Source organism: Pseudoduganella plicata (assembly GCF_004421005.1).
Taxonomy (GTDB): Bacteria; Pseudomonadota; Gammaproteobacteria; order Burkholderiales; family Burkholderiaceae_D; genus Rugamonas; species Rugamonas plicata.
On the sequence record NZ_CP038026.1, the window covers coordinates 5,229,628 to 5,242,828 of the forward strand.

Genomic DNA, 13,201 nt, shown 5'->3' on the forward strand with positions numbered 1-13,201 from the left:
TTGTCCTGTCAGTTGGCGCTCAGCTGGGCTTTCGTGTAGAACCCGTCGTCCACCAGCGTCTGCACATTGGCTTTCGTGAGGGGGATGGGTTTGAGCAGCAGGGTGCTGACCTGTTTCAGGCCATTGTTGTACTGCGCGTTGTAGGCCGGCTTCTCGTTGCGCACCAGCTGGATCGACAGCTTGGCCGCCTCGCTGGCGATCAGCTTGAGCGGCTTGTAGACGGTCAGCGTCTGCGTGCCGGCGATGACGCGCTTGACGGCGGCGATATCGGCATCCTGGCCGGACACCGGCACCTTGCCGGCCAGCTTCTGCGCCGTCAGCGCCTGGATGGCGCCGCCCGCGGTGCCGTCGTTGGAGGCGACGATCGCGTCGATCTTGTTGTTGTTGGCCGTCAGCGCGTTCTCGACGATGGACATGGCCTCGGAAGCGCTCCAGTCCTTGACCCATTGCTTGCCGACGATTTTGATGTCGCCCTTGTCGACCAGCGGCTGCAGCACCTTCATCTGGCCTTCGCGCAGCAGCTTGGCGTTGTTGTCGGTCGGCGCGCCGCCCAGCAGGTAATAGTTACCCTTCGGTTTGGCCGCCACGACACCCTGCGCCTGCATCTCGCCCACCTTCTCGTTGTCGAACGAGATATAGGCGTCGATGTCGGCGTTCAGGATCAGGCGGTCGTACGACACCACCTTGATTTTCGCCTTTTTCGCTTCGCGCACGGCGTTGTTCAGTACCGTCGCGTTGTACGGCACGATGACCAGCACGTCCACGCCGCGCGAAATCAGGTTCTCGATCTGGGAGATCTGGCGCTGCTCGTTGGCGTCGGCCGACTGGACGTACACTTTCGCGCCCAGCTTCGTGGCCTCGGCCGTAAAGAAGTCGCGGTCGCGCACCCAGCGTTCCAGGCGCAGGTCGTCAATGGAAAAACCGATCTTGGGATTCTTGGCGTCCGCGTGGGCGGCGCCGCAGGACAGGGCGAGCAGGGCGCCGACAACGGCGGTTTTCAACAGCTTGTTCATACAGTCTCCTGGTTAAGGGCCTTTGCGGCCTCTTGTTCTTGGGGTGGATGATGGTTGTCTGCCTGGTGAATAGTGCTTCTCTGGTGGTTACCTTCTAGTGATTATGCCGCGGCATGACATTGGCGACGCCGCGGTATTCGACGGCCAGCTCCATGCAGGCGCCCGTGTGCATCTGGCCCACGGTAGCACGGTAGATTTCCTGCCACGGCGTCTGGCTTGGCGGTACGGGCGGAATGCCTTCTTCCTTGCGGCGCGCCAGCTCCGCGTCGTCGACCAGCATGTCGCACGTGCCTGCGTTCAGGTCGATGCGGACCGTGTCGCCGGTACGGATGTACGCCAGGCCGCCCCCCACCGCCGCTTCCGGCGACGCGTTCAGAATCGATGGGCTGTCCGACGTGCCGGACTGGCGGCCGTCGCCCAGGGTCGGCAGGTTCTTCACGCCACGCCTGATCAGCGCATCGGGCGGCTGCATGTTGACCACTTCGGCGGAGCCGGGCCAGCCGATGGGACCCGCGCCACGGATGACGAGGATGCAATCCTCGTCGATGTTCAGGCTCGGGTCGTTGATGCGGGCGTGGTAGTCGCCGGAACCGTCGAACACGATGGCGCGGCATTCGAACACGTTTTCCTGCCCGGGCTTGGACAGGTAGCGGGCGCGGAACTCCGGCGAGATGACGGACGTCTTCATGATCGCGAAGTCGAACAGGTTGCCCTTCAGGACAAAGAAGCCCGCAGCCGTTTTCAGCGGCTGGTCGAACGGCGCGATCATCTCGCGGTCGACGCTTTCGTGGCCTTCCAGGTTCGCCGCCATCGTCCTGCCGGTGACGGTGGGGCGGTCGGCGCGCAGCTTGCCGGCCTGCAGCAGCTCCCACATCACGGCGGGCACGCCGCCGGCGCGGTGGAAGCGCTCGCCCAGGTATTTGCCCGAAGGCTGCATGTTCAGCAGCAGCGGCACGTCGTGGCCGTATTCCATCCAGTCTTCCAGCCGCAGCTCGACGCCGGCATGGCGCGCCATGGCGATGATGTGCTGCTGGGCGTTGGTGGAGCCGCCGATGGCCGCGTTGACGACGATCGCATCCAGGAACGCGTCGCGCGACAGGATATCGGATGGCTTGACGTCCAGCTTCGCCAGTTCGACGATGCGCCGGCCCGTCTCGTAGGCCATCTGGCCCCGTTCGCGGTACGGCGCGGGAATGGCGGAGCAGCCGGTCAGCGACATGCCCAGCGCTTCGGCGATGGCGTTCATCGTCGACGCCGTGCCCATCGTGTTGCAGTGCCCGGCGGACGGCGCCGAAGCGGCGGCAATCTGCAGGAATTTCTCATTGTCGATCTCGCCCGCGGCCAGGCGGCGCCGCCCCTTCCAGATGGCGGCGCCGGAACCGACCAGTTCACCATCGAGCCAGCCGTCCAGCATCGGGCCGCCGGACAGCACGATGGCGGGAATGTCCACGGTGGACGCGGCCATGATCTGCGCCGGCGTCGTCTTGTCGCAGCCGGTCGTCAGCACGACGGCGTCGATGGGGTAGCCGTGCAGGATTTCCACCAGTCCCATATAGGCCAGGTTGCGGTCGATGGCGGCGGTGGGGCGGCGGCAGTTCTCGAAGATCGGATGCAGCGGGAATTCCATCGGAATGCCGCCCGCATCGCGGATGCCGTCGCGCACGCGCCTGGCCAGCTCCAGGTGGATGCGGTTGCATGGGCTGATGTCGCTGCCCGACTGGGCGATGCCGATGATCGGCTTGCCCGAGCGCAGCTCGCTCGGTGTGATCCCGTAGTTCATGAAGCGCTCCAGGTACAGCGCGGTCATGTCGATGAAGTCGGGATTGTCGAACCAGTCCTGCGAGCGGTAGCGGCGGGTGGTGTTTTCGGCGCTCATGCGAATTTGTCCATGATGTATTGATGCGCCGGCAGGCCGGGCACGGGCACGCGGAAGGCGAACAGCGCGCCGGCCAGCGGGTGGCGCCCGCGTTCCTCGTCGCTCATGCCTTTCCAGGCGGTGGTGGCAAAGGCCGTGCGCAGGTCCGGGCCGCCGAACGCGATCTTCGTCACGTTCGGGCACGGGAACACGACGAAGTCGAGCAGCTCGCCGGCGGGCGAGTAACGCTCCACGCGGCCGCCGCCGAACAGCGCGACCCACACGCAGCCGTCGGCATCCACGCTGGTGCCGTCCGGGTAGCCGCTGCCGGCGATTTCGACGAACGTGCGGCGGTTCGACAGGGCGCCGGCGGCATCGACGTCGAACGCGTAGACGCGTTTCTGCAGCGTGTCCGTGTGGTAGAAGGTCCTGCGATCCGGGCTGAATGCCGGACCATTGGTGATGACGTAGCCGTGGTCATGGCGGCGCAGCGCGCCGTCGAAACGGTACAGGGCGCCGGTCGGCGCTTCCTCGGCGTTGTCCATGGAGCCGAACCACAGCGCGCCGTCCGGGGCCACGCTGGCGTCGTTCATGCGGTTGCCCGGCAGCTGATCTTCCAGCGTCAGCACGGGCTTGAACGTGGCGCGCGCCGGGTCGTAATGTACCAGCTGGCCAGGCAGGCCGCAAATCAGGCCGCCGCCGCGCACCGGCAGTGCGAAGCCCGTTTCGTCCGGCATGTCGAACGTCTCGCGGTTGCCGCCATCGGGGCCGCAGCGGTGCAGCTTGCGTCCCTTGATGTCGACGAAGTACAGCACCCCTTCGTCCGCATGCCAGACCGGGCCTTCGCCCAGCTTGGCGCCGACGGGCCAGATGCATTCTGGCGCGATCGCCTGGGCGTTCATGCGCCGTACCATCCCGCGTCGACAAAATAATCGCGGCCGGAGCAGCGGCGGGCGTTGTTCGACGCCAGGAACAGCGTCAGTGCCGCCACGTCTTCCGTTTCCACGCGCTCGTGCAGGCATTGCGCGGCCAGGATATTGGCTTCGTCTTCCGGCGAGTGCCACAGGGCCATCTGGCGCGGCGTCCTGATGGAGCCGGGAATGATCGTGTTGACGCGGATGCCGTCGCCGCCGAGGTCGCGCGCCAGGCCGCGCGTCATGCCTTCGATGGCCGCCTTGGCAGTCATGTACAGCGACAGGCTGTCGAGCGCCAGGTGCCACGAGATCGAACCGAAGTTCAGGATCACGCCGCCGCCGGCCGCCTTCATGCCGCCGGCCACCGCCTGCGCGCAGAAGAACTGATGGCGCAGGTTCACGGCCAGGCTGTCGTTCCAGTACTGCGGCGTGACTTCGTGCACCTTGTGGCGGTGGTCGTTGGCGGCGTTGTTGATCAGGATTTCGACGGGGCCGATTTCGTCGGCAATCTGCGCGAACGTCCTGCCCACGGCGTCCAGGTCTGTCAGGTCGCAGTGAATGAAGCGGGGAACGTGTCCCACGCCTTCGGCGCCGGCCAGACCAGTCGCCAGCGCGTGCGACGCTTCGTCGGCGATGTCGAGGAAAACGACCTGCGCGCCCTGGCGGGCGAACGCGTCGACGATGGCCGAACCGATGCCGGTGCCGCCGCCCGTGACGACGACCCGCTTGCCGGCGAGGTCAGGGTAGGTTGCATAGACCATCGCCGTTTTTGCTTCACTCATTATTTCTCTCCAATTGTCGATGCCAGGCCGCGCCGGGCCAGGTTGCCGTACAGGGCGCGAACGCCGAAGGTCCATGGCGCGATCTGGTCGCTGCGCTGGACGTGATTGATCAGCGCACCCAGCGCCGGCGTCGCGATCGTGACGCGGTCGCCCAGGTGGTGCGTGAAGCCGGAGCCGGCGCTGTCGCGGTCCTTGATCGGCGAGAACATCGTGCCGAGGAAGAGCATGAAGCCGTCCGGGTACTGGTGGTGTTTGCCGCAGGTCTGTCCCACCAGGTCGAGCGGGTCGCGGCTGATCTGCTTCATCATGCTCGCGCCGTCGAGCACGAAGCCGTCGTCCGCGCCTTCGATGGTCAGGTGCACTTCCGCATTGCGCACGGTGTCGAGGGTGAAGTTCTTGTCGAACAGGCGAATGAACGGGCCGATGGCGCAGGAGCCGTTGTTGTCCTTGGCTTTGCCCAGCAGCAGGGCGCTGCGGCCCTCGATATCGCGCAGGTTGACGTCGTTGCCCAGGGTGGCGCCGACCACGGTGCCGCGGCTGTTCACGGCCAGGACAATCTCCGGCTCCGGGTTGTTCCACTTCGAGTCCGGGTGCAGGCCCACGTCGGCCCCGAAGCCGACGGCTGCCATCGGCTGCGACTTCGAGAACACTTCCGCATACGGGCCGATGCCTACTTCCATGTATTGCGACCAGGCGCCGCGGCTGATGAATTCCTGCTTCAGCTTTTCCGCGTCCGGGGAGCCGGGCCTGATGCTGGACAGGTCCGCGCCGATGGTGGCCAGCAGCTCGCTGCGCAGCTTGTCGGCCCGGGCGGCGTCGCCGCCAGCCTGCTCTTCGATCACGCGTTCAAGCAGACTGACGGCAAACGTGACACCGCAGGCCTTGATGGCCTGCACGTCGCATGGCGCCAGCAGGCGCACGTCCTCGTTCCGGCCGGCCAGCGCCGCGTCGATCAGCTGCTGGGCCGAGCCCAGGTGGTCGCCCGGCGCGGAACGGGCCAGGGCGACCGCATCCTCGCGCTCGAACAGGTCGGACACGGTGGCCACGTGGGTGGTGATGTCATACACTTCGCCGGCGCGCACGGCAACGACGCACGGGCCGTCGATGGCGCCACCGCGCCACACGCGGCCGACCAGCAGTGCGTCCGACAGGTCGGACGGCAACAGCGACTGGGCTGACGCTTCCTTCATGATGTCTCCTCGGTTTGTAGGGTGAATCAGCGGCCCAGGCTGGGCAGCTTCGGCGAATACGTCCAGCCGGGTATCAGGTACTGCATGGCCATCGCATCGTCGCGCGCGCCGGCACCCACCTGCTTGAACAGGGCATGCGCCGCCATGATGCGCTCCATGTCCGGTTCGATGCCCAGGCCGGGCTTGTCCGGTACGGCCACGCTGCCGTCGACGATCTGCAGCGGCTCGCGTGTCAGGCGTTCCTCGCCTTCCTGCCAGATCCAGTGCGTGTCGATGGCCGTGATGCGGCCCGGTGCCGCGGCTGCCGCATGCGTAAACATCGCCAGCGACACGTCGAAGTGGTTGTTCGAATGCGAGCCCCACGTCAGGCCCCAGTCGTGGCACAGCTGCGCCAGCCGTACGGAGCCCTGCATCGTCCAGAAGTGCGGGTCGGCCAGCGGAATGTCCACGGCGCCCAGCAGGTGCGAGTGCGCCATCTGACGCCAGTCGGTAGCGATCATGTTGGTGGCGGTCGGGATGCCGGTGGCACGACGGAACTCCGCCATGATCTCGCGGCCTGAGTAGCCGTGTTCCGGGCCGCACGGGTCTTCCGCGTAAGCCAGCAGGTGGCCCTGTCCGCGGCACAGTGCAATGGCTTCGTCCAGCGACCAGGCGCCGTTCGGATCGAGCGTCACGCGCGCATCGGGGAAGCGTGCCTTGATGGCGGCCACCGCTTCCATCTCGTCGGCGCCGCGCATCACGCCGCCCTTCAGTTTGAAGTCCTTGAAGCCGTAGCGTGCCACGGTGGCTTGTGCCTGGCGCGCAATGGCGGCCGGCGTCACGGCTTCCTGATGGCGGATGTGGTACCAGTCGTTCGCATCGCCGCTGCCGGCCTGGTAGGGCAGGTCGGTGCGGGTACGGTCGCCGATATAGAACAGATAGGCCAGCATCGGCACCTTGTCGCGCTGCTGCCCGGACCCGAGCAGTTCGCAGACGGGAACGCCCAGGTACTGGCCCAGCAGGTCGAGCAGCGCCGCCTCGATGGCGGTGATGACGTTCTCCAGCCGCAGGTTGATTTCATGCGGCTGTTTCAGCACGGCCGCTTCGGCGGCGGAAGTGACCTCGTGCTTGATGACGCCCTTGTCCTGGCCGGCGATCGCGGCGCGCACCGCATTGAGCGTGCGGTTGTAGCGGCCAGTGTGCGTGCCGACGACAATCGGGACGACGCGTTCCAGCGCGCCCGTGATGCCGGCGCCACCGGGCACTTCGCCGATACCGGTGCGGCCCGCGCTGTCCTGCAGCAGCACCAGCGTGCGGATGAAATACGGTGCGTGCGCGCCGCACAGGTTGAACAGCATGCTGTCGCGGCCCGCCACGGGAATCACCTGCATCGATGTGACGATGGGGGATCCTGGGGATTCCGGGCTGCCGGCGCTGCCTGTTATCAGGTCTGTTGCCATGTCTCCTGCCGTCTCTTTTGCCAAGTCTCTTTTATGATTTGTTGCGCGTACCATTCTGTTGACCTAAAATGAATAGCGCTAACATTTCTGAAGTGTGCGGCAATTGGCGGGGCAAGTCAACACGTCCGGATGTAAAAAAGTCTACGGTTCGGCGGACCGGCGGCGCTGACGAGATTGACGTGTCGTGCCATCGCCGGCATGCGGCAATGGAAGCGAACGACAGCAAAATCCTGGCAACAGCAACGGTCGAGACGTGGGGCAAAAGACCCCGGGCCGGCCATAACGGAGACAACAGGAATGCAGAACAGACTGCCGGGCACCCGGCATATGCGCCGTCACGCCCTGGGCGCGTGGCTGGCCGGGATGGCGCTTGCCGCCGGCGCGGCCGCGCAACCCCCCAATACTTCTCCCGCGCCGCACTGGGTCGCCTCCTGGGGCGCGGCGCAGCAAATCCCCGAACACCACAACGAGCTGGCACCGCAGTACTGGCGCGACGCGACGCTGCGCCAGATCGTCCATACGTCGCTGGGCGGCGAGCGCCTGCGCGTACGCGTCAGCAATGCGTTCGGCACCGAGCCGCTGGTCGTCGATGGCGCCGGTATCGCGCTGGCGCGCGCACCGGGCGATGCCGCCATCGATCCGGGCTCCACGCGGACGCTGACCTTTGACGGCCGCGCCAGCGTGACGATTCCCGCCGGCGGCGAATACTACAGCGACCCGGTCGCGCTGACGCACAAGGCCGGCGCCGACCTGGCCATCTCGCTGTACTTCAAGGATGCGCCGGCGCGCCAGACGGGCCACCCCGGCTCGCGCGCGACCAGCTTTGTCGGCGGCGGCAACCAGGTGGCCGCGGCCACGCTGGACGAGCCGACGAAGGTCGAGCACTGGTATGCGTTGGCGGACGTCGAAGTGCAGGCGCCGCGAGGCACGCGCGCCGTTGTCGCCATCGGCGATTCGATCACGGACGGCAATGGCGCCACGACGGACGGCAACAACCGCTGGCCCGACCTGCTGGCCGGGCGCCTGCGCGCGGCGAAGACCCCGATGGGTGTCGTCAATGCCGGCATCGGCGGCGGGCGCATGCTGCGCGACGGGCTGGGACCGAACCTCGTGTCGCGCTTCGAACGCGACGTGCTGGGGCGCGCCGGCGTGACGCATGCGGTCGTCATGATCGGCGTGAACGACCTGGGCGGCCTGCACCGCAACAAGCCGGACGACCCCGCAGCACGCGCGCGGATGCTGGAGGACCTGCGCCTGGCGCACCGCCAGCTGGTGGAGCGGGCGCACGCGCAAGGCGTCTGCGTCATCGGCGGCACGATCACGCCGTACGCCGGCAGCGACTATTACAAGCCGGCGCCCGTGAACGAGGCGGACCGCCGCCAGCTCAACGACTGGATCCGCAGCGCCGGCGTGTTCGACGGCGTGGCGGACTTCGACGCGGCACTGCGCGATCCGGCGCGGCCGGAACTGATCCGCAAGGAGTACGACAAGGGCGACGGCCTGCATCCTTCTCCAGCCGGCATGCGTGCGCTGGCGGAGGCGGTGCCGCTCGCCGCGTTGCGCAAGTGCGCATATGCGCCGGGGAGCGCGCGATGAAGCACCTCGTCCCATTCGCGCTGGCGGCGCTGCTGGCAGGCGGCGCCGAAGCGGCGGCCACCTACCGCAACCCGGTCATACCGGGCTTTCATCCCGACCCCAGCATCTGCCGCGTCGGCAAGGACTACTACCTTGCCACCAGCAGTTTTGAATACTTCCCCGGCGTGCCGATCTTCCACAGCCGCGATCTCGTGCACTGGCGCCAGATCGGCCATGCGCTGACGCGCACCAGCCAGCTGCAACTGGCCGGGCAGCGGGCGTCGCGCGGCATCTACGCCCCGACGTTGCGCTGCGAGGGCGGCAGGTTCTACCTGATCACGACCAATATCGACAACGGCGGCAATTTCTACGTGACGACGGGCGACCCGGCCGGCGAGTGGTCGGACCCCGTCTGGCTGAAGGAGGCGAAGGCGTGGATGGACCCGTCGCTGTTCTTCGACGATGACGGCAAGGTCTACTTTACCCGCCACGGCGGCGGCGAAAAGGGCGGCATCTACCAGTCGCAGATCGACTTGCAGACTGGCCGGCTGGCCGAAGAGCCGCGTCCCATCTGGCCCGGCACGGGTGGCGTGTGGCCCGAAGGGCCGCACCTGTACAAGGTGAGCGGCATGTATTACCTGACCGTCGCGGAGGGCGGCACGTCGTACGACCATGCCATCACGATGGCCCGCTCGAAGTCGCCCTGGGGACCGTTCGAGGCCGATCCACGCAATCCCGTGCAGACGCATCGCGACAAGCCGGACCTGCCGCTGCAGGCAACCGGCCACGGCGATCTGGTGCAAACGGACGAAGGCAAATGGTGGATGGTGATGCTGGGTGTCCGTCCGCAGGGCCGTCACCACCATCTGGGGCGTGAGACGCTGCTGGCGCCGGTGGCGTGGAAGGACGGCTGGCTGGAGGTAAATAACGGCAAGCCGCTGGCGCTGGAGATGAGTGGTGCGGGCCTGCCGCCGGCGCATCCATGGTCGGCGGCACCCGTGCGTACCGACTTTACCGAGGCCCGCCTGGGCCTGGAGTGGACGTACTTGCGCGCACCGATCCCGCATCTGCTCTCGCTGACGGAGCGGCCCGGCATGCTGCGCCTGAAAGGCTCGGCCGACACGCTGGACGACGTGGCGGCGCCCGCATTTGTGGCGCGGCGCCAGCAGCACCTGAACATGCGGGCGGCAGCGCTGCTCGATTTCACGCCGCGTGCGGACGGCCAGACGGCCGGGCTGGTACTGCGGCAGAATGAAAACAACCATTACCAGCTGCGCATCGCCGGTACGCCGCAGCGGCACGTGGAGCTGGTCACGCGCGTCAAAGGCAAGTCGCGCACCGTGGCAACTTCGCAGGTGCCAGCCGGGCCGGTCGAGCTGTCGATCCGCGCCTGGCCGGACCGTTACGAATTCGCGTACCGTGCGCAAGGATCGTCGCTGCGTACGCTGGGTGCGGCGCCCACGGCGGCGCTGTCGTCGGAAAGCGCAGGCGGTTTTACGGGCGTGTTTGTCGGCATGACGGCCAGCGGCAAGGGCGACATGCCGCCGTCCGATTTCGACTGGTTCGACTACGAACCGCTGGGAGACTGACATGCGCATCCTGATCCTGGTGGCTTTCCTGGTTTTCTTCGCACCGGCCGGTGCCGTCGGCACGCACAGCTTCGTGGGCTTCGATACCAAAGGGGACGTGACGCTGGCCGCTGCCGACAAGGCGGCACCGCTCTACGTCGACAGCAACGATTACCCCGGTGTGCTGCGCGCGACCGCCGACCTGCGCGCGGATGTGCAGCGCGTCACCGGCACGCTGCCCGCCCTGCACAAGAGCGCGGCGCCGGCGGGGCGCGACGTCGTCATCGTCGGCACCGTCGGCAAAAGCGCGCTGATCGATGCGCTGGTGGCGGCCGGCAAGCTCGATGTTTCGGCCATCCGCGGCAAGTGGGAAGGGTGGCAGGTGCAGACGCTGGAACGGCCGATGCCCGGTGTCGGGCGCGCGCTGGTGATTGCCGGCAGCGACAAGCGCGGCACGATCTTCGGCATCTATGAGCTCTCCGAGCAGATCGGCGTGTCGCCGTGGTACTGGTGGGCCGACGTGCCGCCCACGCGCCATGCGGCGCTGTCGGTCACGGCGCTAAAGCCGGTCAGCGACGCCCCCGTGGTGCGCTATCGCGGCATCTTCCTCAACGACGAGGCGCCCGCCCTGACAGGCTGGGTGAAGGAGAAGTTCGGCGGCTACAACCACGCCTTCTACAGAAAGATATTCGAGCTGCTGCTGCGCATGCGCGGCAATTACCTGTGGCCGGCAATGTGGGACGCGGCATTCTTCGCCGACGACAGGGACAACGGCAGGCTGGCCGACGAATACGGCATCGTCATGGGCACGTCGCACCACGAACCGATGATGCGGGCGCACAAGGAGTGGCAGCGCACCGGCAACGGGCCGTGGGACTACTCGCGCAATGCAGGGGTGCTGGGCGAATTCTGGCGCGGTGGCCTGCGGGGCACGCGCGACTACGAAAAGGTTATCACCTTGGGCATGCGCGGCGACGGCGACGAGCCGATGTCGCGCGACGCCAATGTGGCACTGCTGGAGAGAATTGTCGCGGACCAGCGCGAGATGATCCGCCAGGAGATCGACCCGGACGTGACGAAGGTGCCGCAGCTGTGGGCACTGTACAAGGAAGTGCAGGAATACTATGAGCAGGGCATGCGCGTGCCGGACGACGTGCTGCTGCTGTGGTGCGACGACAACTGGGGCAATATCCGCCGCCTGCCCACGCCGGAGGAGCGCCGCCGCCCCGGCGGCGCCGGCATCTACTATCACTTCGATTACGTGGGCGGCCCCCGCTCGTACAAATGGCTCAACGTGACGCCGTTGCCGAAGGTGTGGGAGCAGATGCACCTGGCGTGGCGCTACGACGCGACGAAAATGTGGATCGTCAACGTGGGCGACCTGAAGCCGATGGAAGTGCCGACGGAGTTCTTCCTCAGCTATGCGTGGAATCCCGCGCGCTGGCCGGCCGACCGGTTGCAGGACTACCTGCGCCAGTGGGCCGCGCGGGAATTTGGCGCCGCGCACGCAGCCGATATCGCCGACATTGTGGCGAAATACGCCACGTATAACAGCCGCCGCCGTCCGGAGATGCTGGAGCCAGGCACCTACAGCCTGGTCCACTACGGCGAATGGGATAGCGTTATCGCCGACTACAACGCCATCGTCGCCCGAGCCGAGACGATATCGGCGGCCTTGCCGCGCGAGCGGCGCGACGCGTTCTACCAGCTGGTGCTGCATCCGGCCAAGGCCAGTGCCGTCGTCAACGAGCTGTATGCCACGGCGGGGCGCAACGCCCTGTACGCGAAGCAGGGCAGGGCGGAGGCGAATGCGCTGGCGGTGCGGGCCCGTGCGCTGTTTGCCGAGGATGCCGCGCTGACGCGGCGCTATCACGCGCTGGGCAACGGCAAATGGAACCATATGATGGCGCAGACGCACCTTGGCTACACCTACTGGAACCAGCCGCCCGTCAACGTCATGCCGGCCGTCAGCGAGGTCCAGGTCAAGCCGGGCGCGGACATGGGCGTGGCCGTCGAAGGCGACGAGCGTGCATGGCCCGCGGCGGAAACGGACAAGCTGACCGTGCCGGCGCTGGACGCGCATGAGCGCCAGCCACGCCATCTCGACATCTTCAACCGCGGCGCGAAACCGTTCGACTTCACCGTGCGCGCCGTCGAGCCATGGCTGGTCGTCAGCCACGCGCGCGGAACGGTGCGGACCACGCAACGCGTCACCGTTGATGCGCGGTGGGACGATGTGCCGGCAGGCGTCAACACGGGCACGCTGATCGTTGCGGGCCCGGGTGCGGAGGTAAAAATCCACGTGCCAGTGCACAAGCCGGTGGGAGACGTAAAGGGCTTTGTCGAGACGGGCGGTGTCGTGTCGATGGAGGCGCCGCACCATGCGCGTGCCGTCGCCGCACCGGGACGCCAGTGGCTGGCGCTGCCTGGCCATGGCCGCACGCTGGGCGGTGTGACCACGTTGCCTGCCGACGCGCCGGCCCTGACGCCGCAAGACGGCATGCGCCTTGAATACGACGTGCATACGTACACGGCGGGTCCGGCCACCGTCAACGTCACGCTGGCGCCCACGCTGAACTTCCAGCCCGGCCACGGCCTGCGCTTTGCGGTGTCGTTCGATGACGAGCCGCCGCAGGTGGTGGACATGCATGCCGACGTCTCGCTGGCGGCAACCGACCGGCGCGTGGCGGATGGTGCCGCGGCATACAGCACCCGCCACAACCTCGCCAGGCCGGGCGCGCACGTACTGAAATTCTGGGCGCTCGATCCCGGCGTCGTGCTGCAGAAGGTCGTGATCGACCTGGGCGGACAGAAGCCCAGTTACCTGGGGCCGCCGGAAAGTCCGCGCGTCCAATAACAAGGAGG

Annotated in this window: 9 protein-coding genes; 3 read left to right on the top strand and 6 right to left on the bottom strand. The window is 67.1% G+C overall.

The features are described 5' to 3' along the window. Window positions 1-8: 8 nt before the first annotated feature. The 6 genes from xylF to E1742_RS23125 all read right to left on the bottom strand — a co-directional run bounded on the left by xylF (window position 9) and on the right by E1742_RS23125 (window position 7,193). Window positions 9-1,013 carry a D-xylose ABC transporter substrate-binding protein gene (xylF, locus tag E1742_RS23100; RefSeq protein ID WP_134387434.1) on the bottom strand — a complete coding sequence of 335 codons (1,005 nt, stop codon included), beginning with the start codon at window positions 1,011-1,013 and terminating at the stop codon, window positions 9-11. A 94-nt stretch (window positions 1,014-1,107) separates the two neighbouring features. Next, window positions 1,108-2,889, bottom strand: a complete 1,782-nt coding sequence (locus E1742_RS23105; protein WP_134387435.1) for an IlvD/Edd family dehydratase — start codon at window positions 2,887-2,889, stop codon at window positions 1,108-1,110. Further along, window positions 2,886-3,770 carry an SMP-30/gluconolactonase/LRE family protein gene (locus E1742_RS23110; RefSeq protein ID WP_134387436.1) on the bottom strand — a complete coding sequence of 295 codons (885 nt, stop codon included), beginning with the start codon at window positions 3,768-3,770 and terminating at the stop codon, window positions 2,886-2,888. The genes E1742_RS23105 and E1742_RS23110 overlap by 4 nt, the downstream gene beginning before the upstream one ends. After that, entirely contained in the window at window positions 3,767-4,543 is a 777-nt protein-coding gene (gene xylB / locus E1742_RS23115) for a D-xylose 1-dehydrogenase (protein ID WP_134388302.1), read from the bottom strand. Before xylB ends, E1742_RS23110 begins: the two co-directional genes overlap by 4 nt. Window positions 4,544-4,563: 20 nt before the next feature. After that, window positions 4,564-5,754: a fumarylacetoacetate hydrolase family protein gene (locus E1742_RS23120; RefSeq protein ID WP_134387437.1), complete on the bottom strand. Its 1,191-nt coding sequence runs from the start codon at window positions 5,752-5,754 to the stop codon at window positions 4,564-4,566. Window positions 5,755-5,780: 26 nt separating this feature from the next. After that, window positions 5,781-7,193 (bottom strand): enolase C-terminal domain-like protein, encoded by a 1,413-nt coding sequence (locus E1742_RS23125; RefSeq protein WP_134387438.1) that lies wholly within the window; start codon window positions 7,191-7,193, stop codon window positions 5,781-5,783. A 297-nt stretch (window positions 7,194-7,490) separates the two neighbouring features. Between E1742_RS23125 and E1742_RS23130 the strand changes: the two genes are divergently transcribed. The 3 genes from E1742_RS23130 to E1742_RS23140 are packed head-to-tail and all read left to right on the top strand — an operon-like array spanning window position 7,491 to window position 13,193. Then, a complete protein-coding gene (locus E1742_RS23130; protein WP_229466262.1) occupies window positions 7,491-8,789 on the top strand; it encodes an SGNH/GDSL hydrolase family protein in 1,299 nt (432 codons plus the stop codon). Next, window positions 8,786-10,357, top strand: coding sequence for a glycoside hydrolase family 43 protein (locus E1742_RS23135; protein ID WP_134387439.1), 1,572 nt, complete (start codon window positions 8,786-8,788; stop codon window positions 10,355-10,357). Before E1742_RS23130 ends, E1742_RS23135 begins: the two co-directional genes overlap by 4 nt. Before the next feature lies 1 nt (window position 10,358). Then, window positions 10,359-13,193, top strand: coding sequence for a glycosyl hydrolase 115 family protein (locus E1742_RS23140; RefSeq protein ID WP_134387440.1), 2,835 nt, complete (start codon window positions 10,359-10,361; stop codon window positions 13,191-13,193). Window positions 13,194-13,201: the final 8 nt, after the last annotated feature.

Coding starts and splice junctions, on each gene's coding strand:
- xylF (WP_134387434.1), bottom strand. CDS start 1,013: ATGAACAAGCTGTTGAAAACCGCCGTTGTCGGCGCCCTGCTCGCCCTG.
- E1742_RS23105 (WP_134387435.1), bottom strand. CDS start 2,889: ATGAGCGCCGAAAACACCACCCGCCGCTACCGCTCGCAGGACTGGTTC.
- E1742_RS23110 (WP_134387436.1), bottom strand. CDS start 3,770: ATGAACGCCCAGGCGATCGCGCCAGAATGCATCTGGCCCGTCGGCGCC.
- xylB (WP_134388302.1), bottom strand. CDS start 4,543: ATGGTCTATGCAACCTACCCTGACCTCGCCGGCAAGCGGGTCGTCGTC.
- E1742_RS23120 (WP_134387437.1), bottom strand. CDS start 5,754: ATGAAGGAAGCGTCAGCCCAGTCGCTGTTGCCGTCCGACCTGTCGGAC.
- E1742_RS23125 (WP_134387438.1), bottom strand. CDS start 7,193: ATGGCAACAGACCTGATAACAGGCAGCGCCGGCAGCCCGGAATCCCCA.
- E1742_RS23130 (WP_229466262.1), top strand. CDS start 7,491: ATGCAGAACAGACTGCCGGGCACCCGGCATATGCGCCGTCACGCCCTG.
- E1742_RS23135 (WP_134387439.1), top strand. CDS start 8,786: ATGAAGCACCTCGTCCCATTCGCGCTGGCGGCGCTGCTGGCAGGCGGC.
- E1742_RS23140 (WP_134387440.1), top strand. CDS start 10,359: ATGCGCATCCTGATCCTGGTGGCTTTCCTGGTTTTCTTCGCACCGGCC.